The sequence below is a fragment of the Sorangium sp. So ce1014 genome, assembly GCF_051521505.1.
Classification (GTDB): Bacteria; Myxococcota_A; Polyangia; order Polyangiales; family Polyangiaceae; genus Sorangium.
The window spans coordinates 10,305,258-10,325,409 of the sequence record NZ_CP150356.1 but is presented as its reverse complement, the minus strand read 5'-3'; the positions used below and the strand labels follow the sequence as shown (position 1 = coordinate 10,325,409).

Here is a 20,152-nt window from a genome sequence, read left to right as displayed (position 1 = left end):
CGCGGCGATCTCGGCCTTCGTGGTCTCCGCGTGCGGGATGTCCGAGAGCGACTCCGCCGGTGGGATCGCCGAGGACAATGGGTCGGAGACATGGGGTGCCGGGGGTGCGTCGGTCGGAGGGACTGGAGCGGGCTACACACCTCCGTTCGCCGGCGGAGGCGGAGCCGTGGACGAGAGCGTCAACATCCCGGGGCACGCGGACTCGCCGGACCTCACCACGCGCTTCGCTCACCTGTGCGGCGACGGCTGCACGCCGGGGGGCGACCCGACCGAGTGCTCGTCCAGCGACGGTGCAGGGTCGGGCACGGGGGGCCCCGTCGCGCAGCCGATGCATTGCCAGCTCGTGCTCGGCGAGGGCGACGCGATCCCGAGCTGCCGGCCGGTGGGGCGCTACCAGGCGGGCGGCCCGTGTCACCGGGGCATGGATTGCGCTGCCGGGCTGGGGTGCGCGGCAGCCGACGGGCAGGGCGGCGTCTGCCGGCAGTACTGTTGCGGCAACGTCGAGAGCTGCGCGGCTGGAACGTACTGCGATGAGCGCCCGATGGCCGAATCGCTCGCCGAGGGGAGCACCCCGCTTCCGATCCCGGTCTGCGTCCCCGCGGTGAGCTGCGAGCTCCTGGACGACAGCGTGTGCCCAGCGGGCCTGACCTGCACGATCGTCCGCGAGGACGGCACGACGAGCTGCGTTGTGCCCGGCGACGGGCGAGCCGACGATCCTTGTCCGTGCGCGCCCGGCCTCGTGTGCTCGATGCTGACCCACCAGTGCAAGCAGCTCTGCCGGATCGACGGGAGCGCGCAGGACTGCGGCATGAACGCCAAGTGCCAGGGCGGCAGCACCATCTACCCCCCTGGGTTCGGCGTATGTGTCAGCACGTCGTAGCCGGGGTCGCTTCGTAAAAAAGTGTTGGCGTGTCCGGCTCCGGCGTGAATCGAGCGGCGGGCGCGCGCTGCCGTGGTCATGCTGGACCCGTGCAGCGTCCCCTTCTCTCCTTCGTCCTCTTCATCGGCATTTTCAGCGCCATCGTGGCAGGCGTTCACTACTACCTCTGGCAGCGCCTGATCCGCGCGCCCGAGCTCGGCCCGCTCTGGCAGCGCGTCGGCAGCGTGGCCCTGGTGGTGCTCGCGGTGCTGGTGCCGGTCGGCCTCTTCGTCACCCGCGCGCTGCCCCGGCACATCGGGGGCATCGTCGCCGGCGTCGTCTACACGTGGGTCGGGCTCGCCGTCCTGCTCTTCTTCCTCCTGCTCACCTCGGAGTTCGTTCGCCTCGGCGCCCACGGCGTCACGGCGCTCCTGAACCAGCCGCTCGACGGCGAACGCCGGACGTTCCTCTCACGCGCCATCGCGGGCACGGCCGGAGCGCTCGCCGCGGGCTTCGGCCTCGCCGGCGTCGCGAGCGCCCTCGGCGAGGTCGCCGTCCGTCCGGTGCGCGTCCGCCTCCGCCGCCTCCCCGGGGCCATGTCGGGCTTTCGCGTCGTCCAGCTCACCGACCTTCATATCGGTCCCACGATCGGGCGCGAGTGGCTCGAGCGCGTCGTTGCGCGGGTGAACGCCCTCAAGCCGGATCTCATCGCGATCACGGGGGATCTCGTCGACGGCTCCGTCGAGGAGCTCCGCGAGCACACCGCCCCGCTCGCCGATCTGCGCGCCAGGCACGGTGTCTTCTTCGTGACGGGCAACCATGAGTATTACTCCGGCGTCGAGGCGTGGATCGCGGAGCTCGGCCGGCTCGGCGTGCGGGTGCTTCGCAACGAGCGCGTCTCGATCGGCGACGGCGATCACAGCTTCGATCTGGCCGGCGTCGACGACTGGAGCTCCCGCGGCATGGGCGGCGACCATGGCCCCGACCTCGCGCGCGCGCTCGCGGGGCGGGACCCTTCTCGAGAGCTCGTGCTGCTCGCGCATCAGCCCAAGCAGATCCGCGAGGCCGCGGAGCGGGGGGTGGGCCTCCAGCTCAGCGGGCATACCCACGGCGGTCAGATCTTCCCCTGGGGGCTCTTCGTGCGGATCGACCAGCCCTACGTCGCCGGGCTGTCCTCGCACGGCGCGAGCCAGATCTACGTGAGCCGCGGGACGGGCTACTGGGGTCCGCCGATGCGCGTCGGCGCGCCGTCCGAGATCTCGTTGATCGAGCTCGACGGCGCCGCCGTGACGGAGGCCCTGGCGTAGCGCGACCCGGCGCTCACGGGAGCGGGCGCGCCGGGTCCTTCTTGCAGTTGATGACCGCCGCCGGGTAGCTGCTCGGGTCGGTGATGCGCTCCATGGCGAAGGTCGAGCCCCTGAGATCCAGCTGGATCGGCCTCGCCGCGGTGCCTGTCACATCACCACAGACGAAGTCGGCGGGTGCGCAGAGCGAGCCGGCCAGCGTGATGGTGGCCTCGAGCTCGCTGCCCGAGATGGGGTTGGCGTTGCCCGGCACGACGATCGTCGGCAGCTCCGCGGTGAACGTGCCGTCCTCGGACAGCTCGTAGGGGCCCACGTCGACCGGCGAGCCCGTGGGCGTCCGGCGATCGGCGGACTCCAGCGGCTGGAACGTCATTGAGAAGCTCAGCCCGCCGTCGCTCGCCTCGGTGGTCAGGCTGGCGAGGAAGACGATAGGGGTCTGCGGGCTGAGGTACGCCGAAAGGTTGAAGAAGAAATCGCCGTCCACGGCGCCTGCCTCCGGCAGACAGCCGTCCCCACCGCCACTCCCGCCGCCGCCGCCAGCTCCGTCGCCGCTGCCACCGTCGCCGCCGGCATGGCTTTCACGGATCGCTGTATCGCGAGCTTCGAAGTCATGGAATCTGCCCCCCGGGTCGGCGCATCCGATGAGGAGCGCAGCGCAGGGGAGCGCAGCGGATGCGAGCGTTGTCCGGGTGGAGCGGGAGAAAAGCATTTGACACCGTGCAAGAGGTGACATTTGACTTGAGCGGGTCGAACATCCCGCGACCTGGCAGGTGATGCAACCCTACCACGCAGGGTCTGTCGCAGGCGCCGTATTCCTCCCTCCAGAATCGAGAACACCGGCAATGCCCATCCACCGCCACCGTCTCGCGCTCTCCGTCGGCCTGCTCGGCGGCCTTGTCTGGACCGGGCCTGCGCTCGCCGGCGGCTTCGCGACCGCGCGGTTCGGCGGTGAGCACGGCAACCCGATCACGAGCAATCCGACCGCGGTCTACTACAACCCCGCTGGCATCGCCGAGAGCGAGGGGATTCACCTGTTTCTGGACGGAAATCTGGCGCTGCGCGCCGCCTCCTACACACACACGCAGGCGGCGTCCGATGACGTGACGGTGCCGGAGGCGAACACGGGGGAGGCGAGCCTGTTCAACCTGGCCGCCTCGCCGATGCTCGGCGCGTCGGCCAGGCTCGGCGACCTGGCGCTCGGCGCCGGCGTCTACGTGCCCTTCGGCGGCGCGGCGTCCTGGGACACGAACAGCGCCTTCGAGGAGAATGGCGAGCTCGCCGGGCCGGTCGACGGGGTGCAGCGCTGGCATTCCATCGAGTCCTCGCTCCAGGCGATGTTCTTCACGCTGGCCGCCGCCTACAAGATCCCGGCGCTCCCGCTCAGCCTCGGCGTCTCGGGGAACCTGATCCGGGCTCAGGTGAAGACCGTGCGCGCCCGCAACGCCTCCGGCGACAACGCCCTTGCGACCGAGGGGCGCTCGCTGCTCGAGGTGAGCGGGCTCCACGCGAGCTTCGGCGTCGGCGCGTTGCTCGAGGCGATGCCGGAGAAGCTCTGGATCGGCGCGTCGTACCAGTCGCGGCCGAACGTCACGGGGGGAGAGACGCTCGAGGGCACGCTCACCAACCGCTTCAGCGGCGTGTCGAGCGGCGCGACCGACGTCGAGCTGCACCAGGACCTGCCCGACATCGTGCGGCTCGGCGCCCGCTTCGTCCCGGCGGAGCGCCTCGAGGTCCGGCTCTTCGGCGACTGGACGCGCTGGAGCTCCATGGAAAACCAGTGCCTCACCCAGGTCGGCGCGGCGTGCGAGATCCGGAGCGACGGCTCCGCCGCCGACCCTGCCACCGTGGTGCAGAACATCGTCCGCCGCTGGCGCGACACGTTCGGCGTGCGCGCGGGCGTCAGCTACTGGCCGCAGCCTGCGATCGAGCTCCTCGGCGGCGTCGGGTACGACTCCAACGCGGTTCCGGACGACACCCTGGATCCCTCGGCCACCGATTTTCACGATGTCTCGTTCGCCGTGGGGGGACGCTTCCAGGTCGCGAAGCAGCTGCACCTCGGGGCGTCGTACACGCACCTGTTCTACGTCAGCCGGGACACCGCCGGGAAGAGCATCACCGCGGGCCTTTCGGGCAACTCGCGGGCTCCCGACTCCGGCGGGCTCTACACGCAGACCATCGGCGTGCTCAACCTCAACGTGGATGTCGGCTTCTGAGCGCGCCGGGCGTCGCCGCGTCTCGCCGCGGCGAGGCGCTTCAGGGGGCGCTGCGCCGGGTCCGGCGGAGCAGGCTGAAGATGCGCGCCCCCAGCTCGGGGGCGCGGAACGGCTTCACCATGTAGTCGTCGGCGCCGCTGGCGAAGGCGTGGACCATGTCCTGCGACGAGGCGTTCGCCGTCAGGAAGAGGACCGGCAGATCGCGCAGCTCGGGCTCCTGCCGCAGCGTCCGGCAGAGCTCGATGCCGGTCATCCTCGGGAGGTTCCAGTCGAGGACAACGAGGTGGAACGGCGAGCTGCGGACCCGCTCCAGCGCTTCCTCCGCGCTGGCGGCGGTGAGCACGGCGAGCCCGACCGCCTCGAGCATCGTCGTCAGCATCTCGCGGATCTGCGGATCGTCGTCGACCACGAGGATCCGCGAGCCCTTGCCCTTCAGCCGAGGGGGCGAGGGGACCCGGCCCGTCGCGCCGGCGCCCTGGATGCCGGGCGGCGCGGCGGGCTGGCCCTCGCCCCCGGCGCGGAGGAGCGCCGCCGCGTCGGTGTCGGGCATGGAGCCGGGGCGGGGCGCCTCCGTCCGCGCGAAGTCGGCGAGGCGGCGCCAGTCGCGCGGCTCGAACGTGAGCCGCGCCCCTTCGGGCGAGACGGAAGCGCACGCCGCGGCCGATGTCGCGCGGCGGTTTTCGCCCAGCTCGAAGATGGCGAGCACCCACTCGCCATCCGCGACGACCTCCCCCGCGGGCAGCCCGAGCTCGAGGTCGCCCTCCTCCGGGTCGCCCACGATTTGCTCGAACTGTTGCAGATCCGGGAAGCGGTAGAGGACGCTCCGCACACCTTGACGCTACACCCGCGCTAGCATCTCGCAAAGGGTCCGACTAAGCTCGCGCCGCGATGTCATTCCTGCGCTGGATGCCGCCGGTCCTCGCGTTGCTTTCGCTCGGCGCCACGGGTTGTCCTGGGAACTCCGGCTCGAGCGAGCCCAAACCGGCCCCGAGCCCCGAGGTGTCGGTCTCGCTTTCCGGAGTGGACACCTCCTCGCTCACGCCCCGCGAGCGTCGGGAGTGGGCCGCCCAGGTCTCCGAGCTCCTCTCCCCCTGCCCGGACACGCCCGTGAGCATTGCGCAGTGCGTGAAGGAGCAGCGCCCGTGCAAGGCGTGCCTCCCTGCCGCGCAGCTCCTGCTCAAGCAGGTCAAGGAGGGCCGGTCGAAGAAGGAGCGCGAGGAGGCGTTCCGCATGCGCTTCGACGCGAGCAAGATAAGGACGCTCGCGACCGACGGCTCGCCGGAGATGGGGCCGCCCGACGCGCCGATCACGATCGTCGAGTGGGCCGACTTCGAGTGCCCGTTCTGCCGGCTCATGTCGCCGCTGCTCGAGGGGCTCGTGAAGCGCTTCGACGGGCAGGTGCGGCTGGTCTTCAAGTTCTACCCGCTCGCGGCGCACGTCCACGGCGAGTCCGCCGCGCGCGCGGCGACCGCCGCGCTCAACCAGGGCAAGTTCTGGGAGATGCACCACCTCATCTTCGAGAACCAGGACAAGCTGGAGCAGGCCGACCTCGAGCGTTACGCGCAGCGGCTCAAGCTCGACATGGTGAAGTTCCGCGCCGACCTCGTCTCGCCCGAGACCAAGGCGCGCATCGAGAAGGACAAGAAGCAGGCCGAAGAGGTCGGGCTCGAGGGGACGCCGCTCGTCTTCATCAATGGCCGCGAGGTCGACCTGCAGCTCCTCACGAACCCGGGCGACGATCTCGAGGCGTGGGTGAAGCTCGATCTGGAGCTCCTCGGCAAGGAGCCGCGGCCCGCGCCGCCGAAGCCGGCCGACGCGCCCGCCTCCGGCAGCACGACCCCCGCCGGCAGCGCGATCCCCGCCGCCAGCGGCAGCGCGCCGGCAGGCAGCGCGGCGCGCCCCGCGGCCTCCGCCGGGCCCGCTCAGCCCGCTCAGCCGAGGAAGCCTTGAAGGTCGCCGACCCGTGCGGCTGCTTCCCGACGGGCCGGCACTACCCTGGGATCGCGCACCTCCTCAAGGTGCGCGCCATCGGCGTCGCCTCCGAGATCGACGCGGGCAGCGCCTGGATCGATCAGCCCATCGCCTTCATCGACGTCGAGACGACGGGGCGCGATCCGGCGGGTGACCGCATCATCGAGCTCGGCATCGTCATCGGCCGCGCCGGCGAGATCCTGACGCGCTACAACTGGCTCATCCATCCGGGGCGGCCGATCCCGGCGGAGAGCACCGCGATCCACGGGATCAAGGACGCGGACGTCGAAGGCAAGCCGTCGTTCGCCGAGGTCGCCGAGGAGATCCTCGCCTGCTTCAAGGGGATGATCCCCGCCGCGTACAACGCCTCCTTCGACCGCTCGTTCCTGCTCGCCGAGCTCGAGCGCGTGGGCATGCGCCCGCGCGAGCCGCCGCCCGCCATGCGGCGGGAGGTCGACTGGATCGATCCGCTCACGTTCGCGCGCGAGCTCTACAAGAACGAGGAGAGCCGCGCCCTCGGCGACATGGCCGCGCGGCTCGGGATCACGCTGGACAAGGCGCACCGCGCGACGGACGACGCCGAGGCGGCGCTGCAGGTCCTGTACGCGCTCGCGAAGGATCCGCGGGTGCCCCGCGCCTACGGCGGCCTGATCCAGGAGCAGCGGCGCCTGGTCCGCCTGCAGGACGAAGCGCGGAAGCTCTGGCGGAAGGCTCCTGCCGTGGCGCCGCCGACCTCGAAGCCCAGCTGACGCCATGGTCGACGGGCCGAAGCGGCGCCTTCCGGTCGTCGGCGGCGGAGCGCCCGGCGCGGCGCCTCTCCGCGGCGGGACGGGAGGGCCGGAGAAGCGCAGGCTCCCGGTGCTGCAGAGCGGCGGCGATGACGAGGGCGAAGAGCGCCCGCCGTGGCACTGGATCGCGCTCGGCACGGTGGCGACGTTCATCGCGTGGCTGCCGCTCGCGGGGCTCGCGAACACGCTGCTGCGCCGGATGATCGAGCGCGCGGGAGACGCCGGGGCGCAGGGCTCGGTGCGGCTCGCGATGGTGGGGCTCAACGCGCTTGCGTTCGCGCTCGCCGGCGTCGCCGGCGGCTACCTCGTGGGGCGGTTCGGCGGGCGCGCCGGGCGGCGCGAGGCGGCCGCGAGCGGGGCCGTGGTCGCGGCGCTCGCCTGGGCGCTCGCCCTCGCCCAGGGCGCGCCGGCGGGCGCGCTCGGATGGACGCTGCTGCTCGCCGTGATGGTCGCGATCGGCAGCGCGGCGTCGTACGCCGGCGGCCGCGCCGGCCTCCGGGCCCGCTCCGCCGGAGCGCCTCGCTCGAGCTGAGCGTCGCGCCCCGCGCAGCCGCGGCGCGCGGCGGGCCGTTCAGATCGGATCGAGCCGGCGAATGGGCGCGCTCGCCTCGGGGAGCGAGGCGTACGCGACGGCGGTGCGCGGATCGCGCGCGTCGGGGGCGACGTCGAGCAGCGGCCTCAGCGCGAAGGCGCGCTCGCAGAGCCGCGGGTGCGGCACCACGAGATCCGGCTCAGCGACCGCTTCGCCCTCGATCCAGAGCAGGTCCAGATCGATCGTGCGCGGCCCCCACCGCACCGGATCGGGGCGCGTCCGCCCGAGCGAGCGCTCCACGGCGAGCGTGCGCTCGAGGATCTGGCGCGCGGGGAGCGAGGTGGCGATGAGCACCGCGGCGTTCACGTAGTCGCCTTGCGGCGGGCCGCCTGCGGGCGGCGACTCGTAGCGCGACGACTCGCGGATCACGTCGAGATCGCGATCGGCGCCGAGCGCCTCGATCGCCGCGCGGAGGGTCGCCAGGCGATCGCCCAGGCTCGACCCCAGCCCGATGACGACGCGCCGGTGGGACGTCATGGCGAGACCCTACCACGCCGCTTCCGGCGGCTCGCGACACCTCGCGCCGCGGGCGATCGCCGCGCGCCGGGCGCCGGTGCGACCTTCGCCATCACTCCACCGGATCGTTGGTGCGGCGCCCTATGCCGAGCCGCCTGCCTTCCGGTCGCGGGGGAAAGACGCGCCGATCGTCGGGGTTCCGGCGCGGGATGGGCGAGCGTCGTTCGATGGACGCATCGCGCGGCGACGCCTGCGCGCCGCGCTGGAGCCCCACGAAGAGCTCGCGCATCTCCTCGAACGTCTCCGGCATGGCGGCGGCCACGGTCGCGGCGTGCGTCCGGCACAGGCTCAGCGAGCGTCCCTGGATGACGACGCGCGCCATCCGCGGCCTCGCGCGAGGATCCCCGGGCGCACCGCGCTCCCGATCGCCCAGCTCGCCGTCCTCGCATACGGCACATCGCTCGAATGAGTCGCCCATGGGGGAGCCTTCGCAGACCCGGGGCCCCCGGGCCAACTTCCGGCACTGCGGCGGCTCACGGCGCGGGGCGGGTCAGGCGGCTCGGCCGCGCGCCCGCTCCTCGGCCCAGGCGATCACCGTGTCCGCGGGATCCGCGCCGGTGAAGCGCCCGAGCTCCTGGATGCCCGTCGGGCTCGTGACGTTCACCTCGGTCAGGCGCTCGCCGATGACGTCGAGGCCCACGAAGTGGAGGCCGTCGGCGCGCAGGCGCGGCGCGACCGCGCGGACGAGCTCGAGCTCGCGCGGCGTCAGCTCCGTCGAGACCACGCGCCCGCCGACGTGGATGTTGGAGCGGTGATCGTCGTCGCGCGGCACCCGGAGGATGGCGCCGAGCGGCTCGCCGTCGAGCAGGAGGACGCGCTTGTCGCCCTCGACGACGGCGGGGAGATACTCCTGGATCATCGCGAGGCGGTGCCCCTCGCTCGTCATCATGTCCGCGATGGCGCGCGCGTTCTTGTCGCGCTCGTCGATCTGCAGGACGCCGAGGCCGCCGGCGCCGTCGAGCGGCTTGATCACCGCCAGGCCGCCGAGGGCGCGCACGAACGCGTGGATCTGGTCGCGGTCGGCCGTGACCAGCGTCCGCGGCGTCCACTCGGGGAAGTTCAGCGCGTAGAGCTTCTCGTTGGCGTCACGCAGCCCGCGCGGATCGTTGACGATGAGCGGGCAGCGCCGCGCGCGCTCCAGGATCAGCGTCGCGTACAGGTAGCTGCGATCGAACGGCGGGTCCTTGCGGATGAAGATCGCGTCGACGTCCCCGAGCCTCAGCCTGCGCGGGCCCCCGGCGACGTCCAGCGAGATGAACGGGGGCGCGTCGCCGATGATCACCGGGGTCGCCGACGCGTGCGCCTCGCCGCCCTCGATCGAGAGGTCGCGCGGCAGGCAGTGGTAGCTCTCGTGGCCGCGCGCCTGCGCCGCGCGGATGAAGGCGAACGACGTGTCCTTGTCGTGCGCCACGCGGCTCAGCGGATCCATGACGAAGACGAAGCGCATGCGGTCTCTCGCGGGGTGGGGGGGTCGAGGGGAGGGCCGGGAGGGGAAGGCCGGGAGGGACGAAGCGCCCGCTCGCGCGGGCGCGCTCACTGCATCGCGGCGAGGACGAGCTGCGTGCTGAGGTCGTCGCCGAGGTCCGAGGCGAGCGCGTAGCCGACGCCGCTGTGCTCGGCGGCGACGACCGAGTAGCCGTTGATCTTGCCCACGTAGACGGGGCGCTCGCGCACGACGCGCGCCTTCAGGATCGGCTGCGCCTTCTGCACCGGGACCGCGCGCGAGTTGAAGAGGTAGACCGTCACGCGGTGGTTGCCCTTCACGACGTACTGGAGCAGGGCGGCGCGCCGATTGCGCATCGTGTGCACGCGGGCGCCCATGAAGTTCGCGTGCATCGACTGGAACTCCGGCCTGCGGACCGGCACGCCGACGAACGGATCGAAGCGCGGCAGGTCGGCCGGGTCGGTCGTCTCCGGCGGGAGCGGCTGCGCGTGCTGCATGACGAGATCGTCGAGCAGGACCTCGACGCTCTCGCCGCGCGCGAGATCGACGTCCACCTTCGTGTCCACCTTCGCCGTGTCCGCGGGGGCGACGGTCCGCTGCCGCGTCACGCCCACCATGAACACGACGCCCGCCGCCACGGCGAGCGCGGCGGCGTACCCCTTGTGCACGAGGCGCGGCCTCGCGTCGGACGCCTGCGCCGCCTGCGCCGCCTCACGCGCCGCGCCGCGCGCGTGCTCGTGCGCCATCGCCGCGGCGACGCGCGCCCGCAGCACGTCCGGACATGCCGCCGGCTTCGCCCGCCTCAGGCTCCCCCGCAGCGAGCGCAGCAGCTTCACCTGCTCGAAGCACGGAGGACACTGGACGAGGTGGGACTCGAGGTCGAGCGCGTGGTCCGGATCCAGCTCGCCGTCGGCGTAGGCCGACAGCGCGTAGTCGAACCGCGCACAGCTCTCGATCGACTTCGCGGCGCTCATGCGACACCCCGCTTCCGCTTGCGGTACGCGTCCAGATCGGCAGGCGCGTCCTTCGCCGTGTCGGCGCTGACGATGCCCATCAGGATCGCGTGCTCGCGCAACGTCTTCTGGAGGAGCTTGCGGCCGCGGTGCAGCCGCGACATCACCGTGCCGATCGGGCACCCCATCGCCTCGGCGATCTCCTTGTAGGAGAGCTCCTCGATGTCCGACAGCACCACCGCCAGGCGGAACTCTTCGGGCAGCTCGTCCAGGGCGCGCTGCACCTCCGCCTCGACGAGGGGCGTGAGCGCCTGGGTCTCCGGATCGCGCATCGCACGCATCGTCGTCGCCCCGACCCACCCGTCGGTGAGCGGCTCGGCGTCGGGCCCTTCGAAGATGCCCCGCTCGAGGCCCCCGCGGCGGTACCGGTTGATGAACGTGTTCGTCAGGATCCGCAGCAGCCAGGCCTTGAGGTTGGTTCCGGGCTCGAACTGATCCCGGGCGCGCATCGCCTTGACGATGGTGTCCTGGACCAGGTCTTCCGCCTCGGTCGAGCTCTTGGTCATCCGGCAGCTCACGCCGTAAAGCGTGTCCAGATGACCGAGGAGCTCGACCTCGAAGGCGTCAGCGCGGCCTCCCTCGCTGCTGGCCAGCGACAGGTCCTGCGCTACGGACGCAGGTTTCTTGCTGAAGAAGAACGGCATAGGCTCGACGGGGGCAACAGGGGAGCGGTCAGGGCTATTCCAGCCTGCTCTCGCCCCCCTGACCCTCGCCCGCGGATTCGTCCGCGGCAGAGCCAGCCTGGAGAGGAGCGGCGCCCTCGGTGGGTTCACCGCTGTGTCCCTGGAGCTTCGCCTCCAGCTCGTCAATGCGCTGCGATAGGCGCTTGACATCGGACTGAAGATCGCGAACCAGGCCGAGCCCCGGAAGGATGGCGCGGATGCGCTCGTCGACGGCCTGCTGCCATTGATCGAGCGTCTGCTTCGAGCTCTCGACGATCCCGCTCAGGCGCCCCTTCGCGTGGCTCGACTTGTCGGCGTCGAGCGGCGGGGGCGGCTGCGACGGCGACGCGGACGCCGCCGCGGGCTCCGCCGCGGAGGCCTGCGCCGTACCCGGCGCTGCCACCCCGCCCTCCCCGGGGACCGCGCCGGGGATCAGCCGGCCGATCGGGCCCTCGCGCAGCTGCGAGAGCAGCCGCTCGCCGCGCTCCTGGATCAGATCCCTCAGCGTGCCGAGCGGAACCGAGCGCGGCTGCGATTTGAGATCTTCCGAGATGATCAGCGCCAGCGTGACCTCGGTCTTGTCCTCCTTGGTCGCGTTGTCGATGATCTGGACCTCTTCGCCAGCCCGGACCATCTCCCCGATTTGCTGCAGGGTGACGTAACGACTGTCCTTCGTGTCGTAGAGCTTCCGATTGGAGTAGCGCTTAATAACGCGACGCGGTACCTCGCCGCCTCCCAGAGTCTCCTTCGCCGTTTCCATCTCCTCTACGCCTCGAGATCGATTGGACCACCGCTAGAAACCTCGCGCAAGGGAAGATCACTCGATATCACTCGATAAATCAGACGACGTGCAGGAGCCGGCGATCGAGCTGCGAGATGTGGCCGCGAGCTATCCCACCGGGCGGCTGGCGCTGGAGGGGATCAGCCTGGAGGTGCGCGCGGGCGAGCTCTGCGCCGTTTTGGGGCCGAACGGCGCGGGCAAATCGACGCTGGTCCGGGTCCTCTCCGGGGCCCTGCGGCCCGCGCGGGGCGGGGCGACCCTGCTGGGGAGGCCCCTCGACGCCCTGGACCGGCGGGCGATCGCGCGGTGCGTGGCGGTCGTGCCGCAGGGGATCGCCTCGGCGCCCGGCTTCACGGTGCGGGAGGTCGTCATGATGGGCCGCGCGCCCCACCAGGGCGCCTGGATGCGCCCCTCCGGCCGGGACGAGGAGGCGGTCGCCCGCGCCCTCGGGGCCTGCGATCTCGTGGAGCTCTCGGGGCGGCCCGCAGCCGAGCTCTCCGGCGGCGAGCAGAAGCGGGTCGCCATCGCGCGGGCGCTCGCGCAGGAGGCGCAGGTGCTGATCCTCGACGAGCCCGGGGCCCACCTCGACATCCGCCACTCGATCGAGATCCACGAGGTCGTGCGCCGGGAGGTCGCCGAGCGGCGCCTCGCCTGCGTCGCGGTGCTGCACGACCTCAACGCGGCCGCCCAGTACGCCGACCGCGTGGCGCTCCTCAAGGCCGGGCGGCTCGTCGCGCAGGGCACCGTCGAGGAGGTGATGACCTACCGCCGGCTCAAGGACGTGTTCGAGGCGGAGCTCTACGTCGGGGTGAACGAGCTCGACGGCAGCCGGTACTTCCTCCCCGTCCGGGGCGCGCGCGAGCCGCGGCGGTAGGGAGGAATCACCGCGGGGCGGCGCGACGTTCTCCGCAATCTCGACCGCCCGCGCGGCGCAGTTTATAAGCGGCGCCATGCGCGGATCTCCACCCTGGAGGGCTCTCTCTCGAGGCTTCCTGCCGTGCCTCCTGGCCCTCCTCGCCCTGCTCGGCGCGGCCGGCTGCGGCCAGAGCAGGACGGCGCCCGAGCTCCTGAGCGTCATCGACGTCGTGCCGCGCGAGGTGGACCTCGGCGATCGCATCGAGATCCTCGGGACCCACCTGCCCACGGCGCAGGCGAAGGAGGCGATCGTCACGTTCCGCGGGACGCTGAGGCGCCCGGGCCAGGCGCCGCTCACCGGCCAGAGCATCGAGATCGACGGCGCGCAGCTCAGCAGCAACAAGGTGTCGCTTGTCTTCTCCGACGGGCTGCAGGCGCGCTTCGCCGGCCGCGGCGACGACGCGGTGCACACGACCTTCCACGGGGACGTGACCGTCGAGATCCCCGCGACAACGCAGGGAGCGCTCCCCGTGTCCGGCACGGTGAGGGGCGTCACGCTCGACTTCATCCCGCCGACCCCGCGCCGCGCCGTCATCGCGGCGCGCGAGAAGGAGGGGGAGCGCGCGCTCGCGTTCTTCGGCGTCGAGGTGGCGGCCGAGTCGCCGCCCGCCGGCGGGCTCGTCGTGACCGGCGTGCGCGACGGGAGCCCCGCGAGCCGGGCGCAGCTCCTCGCCGGCGACGTCATCACGAGCTTCGAGGGCGTGAAGGTCCTGTCGAAGGCCGACGTGAGGCCGGGCGGCCACGAGCGGCTGTCGCCGGTCGGGATCCGGCGGGGCGCGGCCCCGCTCGAGGTCAAGCTCTCGACCGAGGGGTTCCACGCGAGCGCCCCGACCGATCTGCTCGGCGCCGGGATCCTCCTCGGCGTGGCCGCCGCGATCATCCTGCTCTTCATGGCGCCGACCGCGGGGCTCATCACCTGGGTCGAGCGCCGCGTCTCGGCGCGCATGCAGTCGCGCATCGGGCCGAACCGCGCCGGGCCGCAGGGCCTCCTCGTGTGGATCGCCGACGGCATCAAGTCGATCCTCAAGGAGGACATCATCCCGGCCGAGGCCGACAGGGCGCTCTTCCGGCTCGCGCCCTACCTCGTCTTCGTCGGCGTGTCGGCCACGTTCGTGGTCATGCCGTTCGGCCAGTACCTCATCGCGGCCGACCTCGACATCGGCATCCTCTTCGTCATCGCCGTGACCTCGCTGGTCACGATCGGCCTGATGACCGGCGGCTGGGCGTCGAACAACAAGTGGTCGCTCCTCGGCGGGATCCGCTCGGCGGCGCAGATCATCAGCTACGAGATCCCGGGCGCGGTCGCGATCGTGTGCATCGTGATGATGACCGGCTCGCTGCGGCTCCAGGACATCATCGCCGCGCAGGGCGGCACCGGGGCCTCGTTCCTCGACGTGGGCGGCTGGCCCTGGCACTGGTTCGTCTTCCGCAACCCGATCACGTTCGCGCTGTTCTTCCTCTACTTCACGACGGCGCTCGCGGAGGGCAACCGCGCGCCGTTCGACCTGCCCGAGGCGGAGAGCGAGCTCGTCGCCGGCTACTCGACCGAGTACTCGGGGATGCGGTACCTCTTCTTCTTCTTCGCCGAGTGGGCGAACGTCTTCGTGATGTGCGGCATCGCGAGCGCGCTCTTCCTCGGCGGCTGGCAGATCCCCGGCGTCTCGCCGTCGCAGCAGGAGGCGAGCTTCGGTCTCCAGCTCCTCGGCGTCTTCCTGTTCCTGCTGAAGAGCTGGTCGCTCGTCTTCGTGGTCATCTGGATCCGCTGGACGCTGCCGCGCGTCCGGATCGACCAGATGATGAACCTCTGCTGGAAGTGGTTCGTCCCGCTCTCGTTCCTCGCCTTCCTCCTGACCGCGCTCTGGATGGTGATCGGCGTGAGCAAGACGGTCCAGCTCGTCATCAGCGTTGTCACCTTCGCCGTCTGGGCCTACCTGCTCATCCACTTCATCCGCAGGGTCCAGTACAACCTGCGGGAGGCCAAGGTCGCGCTCCACCTGAATCCGTTCCTGTGACAGCAAACCCCGGTGTCACCTCGGCCTTGCGCTGAGGTATGCTGTCGGCGTGGCGGTCCCCTCGAGCCCGGCCTCCGACTTCTGCGCAGCGTGCGGTTTCCCGCTGCGCGGGCCGCGGTGCGAGGCGTGCGGGGTCGACCGGTCGCCGGCGCTCTCGCTCTCGCGCAGGCCGCCGCCCGCCGACGCCGACTGGGACGGCAGCTCGGTCGATGCGTGGCGCACGCGGGACCCGGTGCGCTTCGTGGCCCACTGCGCCTCGGCGGAGGCCGGGACGAACGTCCAGGCGACGACGCTGCAGGAAGGCGTGGGGTGGATCGTTCCGTTCGGGGCGACGACGCTCTTTGTCGCGCTCGACGCGGCGAACGAGCGGATGTCGATCGACGTGCCGGTCGTCCGCGTCGCGGAGCGGCAGCGGGTGCCGCTCCTCCGGACGGCGCTGGAGCTCTCCGGCGGCTCCGAGCCGTTCCGGCTCTGCCTCCGGGACGATCTGCTGCTGCTCCGCCGCGTCGGTCGCGTCGCCGCCTTCACGCCGGAGGCGCTGCGCGGCGCGCTGCGCGAGAGCGGCGAGGCGGCGCAGCGGCTCGCGGCGACGATGGCCGCCTGGTTCGACGCGCGACCGCCGTTCTCGGAGGAGCAGCGGGCGAGCCTGACGTGGGCGTCGGCCGGCCGCGCGCGGCCGCTCAAGAGCTTCTCCAGCCCGCCGGCGCCTGGCCGCTCTCAGGGCGCTCCGTCGGTGCGGGCCGCCGGTCCGCCGACGCCGGTCTCGGCGGCGCGGGCGCCGCTCGAGGAGCTCTCGGCGTGGGCGGCGCCCCCGTTGCCGCGCCTGCCCGAGTCGGTCGCGCGCCCGATCCGCGAGGCGGACGTGCTCCCCGACATCCTGTCCCCCTCGCTCGCGTCCGCTCCGGCGTCGCTGGGCGTCGCGTCGGGCGCTCTGTCGGTGAAAAACGGCGGCGCGCCCACGCCCAAGTCCGGCATCCTGCCGCCGGCCCACGACGGCGGCGCCGCGTCCAGGGCGATCGGCAGCATGGCGATGCCGGGGTCCGACGGCGGCGCCGCCAAGCCGCCGGCGGCGGCGGGCCCGGCGGCGGGCCCGCTGTCGGGCGAGCACGCGCCGGCCGCGGACACGCCGGGGCAGGCCGGCGATCGCCGCAGCGCGCGCACCGTCCCGTTTCGCCGCTCGACCTCCTCCGTCATGGCCGCCGTGACCACGCCGGTGTCGGTGCGTCCGCCCGCGCTGCCGGAGGTCGAGATCGATCCTCCGTCGCGCCAGAGCATCCCGTCGCGCCCCGAGGCGGCGAACGCGCCGGCCGATCGGCTCTGCCAGCTGCTCCGGGACGCGCAGGTGCTCGGCGCGGCGCTCAGCTTCCAGGAGCGGCCGGGCGTCATGGTGCTCCTCATCCGGTGCACCGTGTTCCGGGCGATCTACGAGCACGGCGAGGCGATGCCCGACGCGGTGGCGCACCTCTACCGCTGCACGGCGGCCGCGACCCGCGAGCTCGTCCAGGCCGAGGGCGGCTCGCGCCGCGCGAACACCGCGGGCGTCGCCGAGCCGGCGTTCCTCGTGATGGAGCGCCTCGTGACGCTGCGCGGGCAGGTGCCCGAGGAGAAGCGGCTGCACATCGATCCGCTCACCACGGCGGCGCTCGCGCGCGAGCACCTCGGCCGCTACCTGCGCGAGATCGAGCGTGCGCCGGCCGATCCGGTGCTCCGCCACTTCCTCGCGCTCGGCGCGCTCTCGGAGCTGCTCGTGCGCACGAAGCTGCCGGCCAAGACGGAGCAGCGGCTGCGCGACATCGTCGCTTACGCGCAGCGTGACGGTGCCAAGCCGGGCACGATCGAGCTGCTGATGACGGCGCTCTCGAGGATCGTGGCCCAATGACGTCGCAGCTCGCGGCGCACGGCGACGGCGATCTGGCCCTGCTCCACGAGCGCGTCGCCCGCGCCCGCCGCTCGGTCGTGGCGATCCGCGCCGGCGCGCTCGTCACGACCGGCTGGGTGGCGCTCGGCAACGGCGTCGTGGTGACGAGCCGGCGGGGGCTCGGCTACCCGACCGAGGTCACGCTGACGTTCGAGGATGGCCGGAGCATGGTGGGGCGCGTGATCGCGGCCGACGTGGGCCGGGACGTGGCGCTTGTCGCGCCGGGCGAGCCGCTGGGCGTCGCGGCGCTCGCCGTCCGCGCGCCGGCCGAGCCGCGGCTCGGCGAGCGCGCCGCGGTGCTGAGCTGTCTCCCGGGGCAGAGCCTGCGCCTCGCGGTCGCGCGGGTCTGCCATGCGGCGCGCAAGGTCGACGGGCAGCTCCCCGGGTTCGAGCTCGACGTGGCGGCGCCGCTCGGCGCGCCGGTGCTCGATCCGGAGGGGCGCGTGATCGGGGTGGTCGCGGCGATGTCCGGCGTCCTCGGGGAGCTGCCGGGCCACAGCGCCGTGCTCCCGGCGGGCGCGTTCCAGCCGCTGCTCGCCTCGGTGGATCGGCCGCTCGCCGAGCTCCGCGACCGGGCGCCGGTGTACCGCTGTCCGGTGTGCGAGGAGCCGTTCGACATCGAGAGCGACCGCTGCCTGGGCTGCGGCCGGCTGCTGCCGCACGCGTTCGCGCCGTCTCCGGCCCGCGCGGGCGTCGAGCGGGTGATCCGGCAGGGCCTGTCGGCGCTCGGGATCATCGCCAACCGGGCGCGCGTCGGCCCGAGGGCCTGGCGGATCGCGCAGCGGCCGTTCCCGGCGGCGGAGACGGCGACGCAGGTGGACATCGAGATCGACGAGGCGGGGGGTCTTCTGTCGCTTCGCGCGCCGGTCGTGGGGTTGCCGGCGGCGAACCACGAGCCGTTCTACCGGTTCCTGCTCACGATGAACGACCAGACCACGGGGGAGTTCCGGGTGTCGCTCGCGGGCGACGAGGTCGCGGTGTCGTGCGTGGCGTCGCTGGAGGGCTTCTCGGATCACGATGCGGCGCTGCTCATCGACGGGCTCGTGCAGATCGCGGACGAGTACCGGCGGACGCTCGCGGAGACGTTCGAGGCGGCGCCGAGGTTCGAGTCGGCGGGGCGCTGAGGAGGCGGGGCGGGAAGGCGTCGGACGCGTGCCGGAGGGAGTCCGTCACGCTCGCGAAGGCGCTCGTCGCCGGAACGAAGGTACGCGCGGCGCGCGACGCCTTCGCCGAGAGCCTGCCCGCGGGGACGGTCGTCCGCGTCGAGTGAAGCGCGCCGCTCTCGCTCCGCCTGCCGGCGTCGGCGCGCGGTGGCGCTCGTGTCGATCGATGGGACCGGCGCGCTCGGTGCCGCGCGTGGCGGTGCCGTACGTCCAGGCAATGCCACCAGGTACCCATTGCCTCATCTCGACGGGTTTTCTCATGCCTCGAGGGCTTGTCCTCCCTCTCCGCCTCCTTGTCGCCTCCAGCCCCAGCGTCGTTGCAGGCTCTTACTGCGGCCGTGTAACGTCGGGCGCCATGAAGCGCGTTGTCGCGGGCGCGTCGGGAGCGTCGATCACCGCTCTCGCGCTGAGCTGGGCGATGATCTCGTGCGGCGCCGTCGTCGGCTATTCCGACGACTGCGCCGAGACCTTGAGCTGCGAGCCGCCGCCGTCCTCCCCGCTTTCGTGTGCCGGCGACCCCGCCACGACGCCAGCGAAAGAGGCGTGCGGCGTGTTCGTCGCGGGCCGCGGAGACGACGCCCGCGCGGGGACGAGGCAAGAGCCCGTGAGGACCTTGCAGCACGCGGTCCAGAAGGCGCTGCTGGAGGGAAAGCCGCACGTCTATGCGTGCGCGGAGGACTTCCACGAGGCGGTGCGCCTGCCGTCGGGCGTCGAGATCTGGGGAGGCCGCGCCTGCGGGCGCGAGGACTGGGCCTACCTCGGCGCGGACCACCCGACCGTCGTCGCGCCGCCCGCCGGCCGCGTGCCGGTCCGGGTGCACGCCCATGGCGCCGTCCTCTCGGACCTCTTTTCCAGCGACCCGCGCTCGCTCCTGTTCGGCGTGCGGCTCGTGGCGGCGGACGCGACCGAACCGGGCGGCTCGTCGATCGCGCTGATCGTGACGGACGACGCCGACGTGGAGGTGAGGTGGAGCGAGATCATCGCGGGCAACGGCGCGCCCGGCGCGCCCGGCGAGGACGCGCCGCTCGAGGTCGCGGAGGACGGCGCGCGTGGGAACCATGGTGATGCGGCCTGCTCGGAGGAGCCCGTGCACGGCGCCTTGCCCACGGTGACGCTCTGCCCCGACGGCAGCACGTCGATCGGCGGTCGCGGCGGTTTCGGCGATCGCAGTCGCGGCGGCGACGGCGAGAACGGCGCGGTGATCGAGCGTGATCCCGCACTGGCTCCGCGGGTCGGCGGCCAAGGCGGGAAGGGGGTAGCCGGGACCGACGCGTGTGACGCGGGCGAGGCCGGACAGGACGGCGCAGCGGGCGCGTCGGGCGAGGGCGGCGAGCAGAAGGCCGCGCGCGCCAGCGCCGAAGGGTGGCACGGCGCGTGGGGCGAAGCGGGGACTCCTGGCACGATCGGCCGGGGCGGTGGCGGCGGCGGCGGAACGCGAGGGAGCGGCGTCTGCGCGAGCACGGAGCCCCAGAGCGGCGCATCCGGTGGCTCGGGCGGGGGCGGCGGCTGCGGCGGTCGCGGGGGCGGCGCCGGGCAGGCGGGCGGCTCGAGCATCGGCATCCTCACGGTGGGGGCGGAGGTGGTCGTCGAGCACTCGAGGATCACCGTGGGGATGGGGGGCGACGGCGGGCGCGGCGGACGCGGGCAGGCCGGGGGCTACGGGCGGGCGGGCGGCATCGGAGGAGCGGCCGGAATGAACGGGGGACAGGAAGAATATGCCTGCGAGGGCGGCCACGGAGGGCGGGGCGGCCCGGGCGGCGGCGGCGGCGGCGGGCTCGGGGGGTACTCCCTCGCCGTCGCCCGAGTGCACGGCGGCATCGATCTCAAGGAGAGCACAGTCGTTACGCTGGACAAGGCGGGCAAGGGAGGGGCGGATGGCGGCTCCGACCGACGGCTCGGCCGAGGAGACGATGGCCTCGCCCAGGAAATCTGGTCGTTGGAGCAGCTGATCGAGCCACCGCGGTGAACCGCGGCGTGCCCATGCCGAATCGCCGATTCACG

General features: G+C 72.8%; 19 protein-coding genes. 11 read left to right on the top strand and 8 right to left on the bottom strand.

Going from position 1 to position 20,152, the window contains the following annotated elements; translation table 11 throughout:
- The first annotated feature begins 166 nt into the window (after window positions 1-166).
- Together WME75_RS39180 and WME75_RS39175 are read left to right on the top strand one after the other, a co-directional pair.
- Window positions 167-880, top strand: a complete 714-nt coding sequence (locus WME75_RS39180; protein ID WP_437481713.1) for a hypothetical protein — start codon at window positions 167-169, stop codon at window positions 878-880.
- Between the two features lie 89 nt (window positions 881-969).
- Window positions 970-2,166 (top strand): metallophosphoesterase, encoded by a 1,197-nt coding sequence (locus WME75_RS39175; RefSeq protein ID WP_437481712.1) that lies wholly within the window; start codon window positions 970-972, stop codon window positions 2,164-2,166.
- A gap of 13 nt (window positions 2,167-2,179) precedes the next feature.
- Here WME75_RS39175 and WME75_RS39170 read toward each other — a convergent pair whose 3' ends face one another.
- Window positions 2,180-2,647 carry a hypothetical protein gene (locus WME75_RS39170; protein WP_437481711.1) on the bottom strand — a complete coding sequence of 156 codons (468 nt, stop codon included), beginning with the start codon at window positions 2,645-2,647 and terminating at the stop codon, window positions 2,180-2,182.
- A gap of 358 nt (window positions 2,648-3,005) precedes the next feature.
- On the opposite strand from WME75_RS39170, the gene WME75_RS39165 reads away from it, so the two are divergent.
- Complete coding sequence (locus tag WME75_RS39165; protein ID WP_437481710.1) at window positions 3,006-4,376, top strand: OmpP1/FadL family transporter; 1,371 nt, start codon at window positions 3,006-3,008, stop codon at window positions 4,374-4,376.
- Between the two features lie 40 nt (window positions 4,377-4,416).
- On the opposite strand, the gene WME75_RS39160 is transcribed toward WME75_RS39165, so the two are convergent.
- Window positions 4,417-5,205, bottom strand: a complete 789-nt coding sequence (locus WME75_RS39160; protein ID WP_437481709.1) for a response regulator transcription factor — start codon at window positions 5,203-5,205, stop codon at window positions 4,417-4,419.
- 59 nt (window positions 5,206-5,264) lie between these two features.
- Here WME75_RS39160 and WME75_RS39155 point away from each other — a divergent pair, with 59 nt between their 5' ends.
- Genes WME75_RS39155 through WME75_RS39145 form a run of 3 tightly spaced genes read left to right on the top strand, consistent with a single transcriptional unit; the run spans window position 5,265 to window position 7,667 of the window.
- On the top strand, window positions 5,265-6,326 hold the full coding sequence (locus WME75_RS39155) for a DsbA family protein (protein ID WP_437481708.1): 1,062 nt from the start codon (window positions 5,265-5,267) through the stop codon (window positions 6,324-6,326).
- Window positions 6,323-7,096, top strand: coding sequence for a 3'-5' exonuclease (locus tag WME75_RS39150; RefSeq protein ID WP_437481707.1), 774 nt, complete (start codon window positions 6,323-6,325; stop codon window positions 7,094-7,096). The genes WME75_RS39155 and WME75_RS39150 overlap by 4 nt, the downstream gene beginning before the upstream one ends.
- 4 nt (window positions 7,097-7,100) lie before the next feature.
- Window positions 7,101-7,667, top strand: a complete 567-nt coding sequence (locus tag WME75_RS39145; protein ID WP_437481706.1) for a hypothetical protein — start codon at window positions 7,101-7,103, stop codon at window positions 7,665-7,667.
- A gap of 39 nt (window positions 7,668-7,706) precedes the next feature.
- Here WME75_RS39145 and folK read toward each other — a convergent pair whose 3' ends face one another.
- The 6 genes from folK to WME75_RS39115 form a co-directional block, all read right to left on the bottom strand.
- Window positions 7,707-8,204 (bottom strand): 2-amino-4-hydroxy-6-hydroxymethyldihydropteridine diphosphokinase, encoded by a 498-nt coding sequence (folK, locus tag WME75_RS39140; RefSeq protein WP_437481705.1) that lies wholly within the window; start codon window positions 8,202-8,204, stop codon window positions 7,707-7,709.
- Window positions 8,205-8,295: 91 nt separating this feature from the next.
- Window positions 8,296-8,565 (bottom strand): hypothetical protein, encoded by a 270-nt coding sequence (locus tag WME75_RS39135; RefSeq protein WP_437481704.1) that lies wholly within the window; start codon window positions 8,563-8,565, stop codon window positions 8,296-8,298.
- A gap of 168 nt (window positions 8,566-8,733) precedes the next feature.
- Entirely contained in the window at window positions 8,734-9,690 is a 957-nt protein-coding gene (gene gshB / locus WME75_RS39130) for a glutathione synthase (protein ID WP_437481703.1), read from the bottom strand.
- An 86-nt stretch (window positions 9,691-9,776) separates the two neighbouring features.
- Window positions 9,777-10,661, bottom strand: a complete 885-nt coding sequence (locus WME75_RS39125; RefSeq protein WP_437481702.1) for an anti-sigma factor family protein — start codon at window positions 10,659-10,661, stop codon at window positions 9,777-9,779.
- Complete coding sequence (locus WME75_RS39120; protein WP_437481701.1) at window positions 10,658-11,344, bottom strand: sigma-70 family RNA polymerase sigma factor; 687 nt, start codon at window positions 11,342-11,344, stop codon at window positions 10,658-10,660. The genes WME75_RS39125 and WME75_RS39120 overlap by 4 nt, the downstream gene beginning before the upstream one ends.
- 34 nt (window positions 11,345-11,378) lie before the next feature.
- Window positions 11,379-12,122, bottom strand: coding sequence for a polyhydroxyalkanoate synthesis regulator DNA-binding domain-containing protein (locus WME75_RS39115; protein ID WP_437481700.1), 744 nt, complete (start codon window positions 12,120-12,122; stop codon window positions 11,379-11,381).
- A gap of 88 nt (window positions 12,123-12,210) precedes the next feature.
- Between WME75_RS39115 and WME75_RS39110 the strand changes: the two genes are divergently transcribed.
- The 5 genes from WME75_RS39110 to WME75_RS39090 all read left to right on the top strand — a co-directional run bounded on the left by WME75_RS39110 (window position 12,211) and on the right by WME75_RS39090 (window position 20,117).
- Window positions 12,211-13,017 (top strand): ABC transporter ATP-binding protein, encoded by an 807-nt coding sequence (locus WME75_RS39110; protein WP_437481699.1) that lies wholly within the window; start codon window positions 12,211-12,213, stop codon window positions 13,015-13,017.
- 76 nt (window positions 13,018-13,093) lie between these two features.
- Window positions 13,094-15,070 carry an NADH-quinone oxidoreductase subunit NuoH gene (nuoH, locus tag WME75_RS39105; RefSeq protein WP_437481698.1) on the top strand — a complete coding sequence of 659 codons (1,977 nt, stop codon included), beginning with the start codon at window positions 13,094-13,096 and terminating at the stop codon, window positions 15,068-15,070.
- A gap of 49 nt (window positions 15,071-15,119) precedes the next feature.
- Complete coding sequence (locus tag WME75_RS39100; RefSeq protein WP_437481697.1) at window positions 15,120-16,949, top strand: hypothetical protein; 1,830 nt, start codon at window positions 15,120-15,122, stop codon at window positions 16,947-16,949.
- On the top strand, window positions 16,946-18,112 hold the full coding sequence (locus WME75_RS39095; RefSeq protein ID WP_437481696.1) for a trypsin-like peptidase domain-containing protein: 1,167 nt from the start codon (window positions 16,946-16,948) through the stop codon (window positions 18,110-18,112). Before WME75_RS39100 ends, WME75_RS39095 begins: the two co-directional genes overlap by 4 nt.
- A gap of 394 nt (window positions 18,113-18,506) precedes the next feature.
- The gene (locus WME75_RS39090) at window positions 18,507-20,117 is read left to right on the top strand and encodes a hypothetical protein (protein WP_437481695.1); all 1,611 of its coding nucleotides are present in this window, start codon (window positions 18,507-18,509) and stop codon (window positions 20,115-20,117) included.
- Window positions 20,118-20,152: the final 35 nt, after the last annotated feature.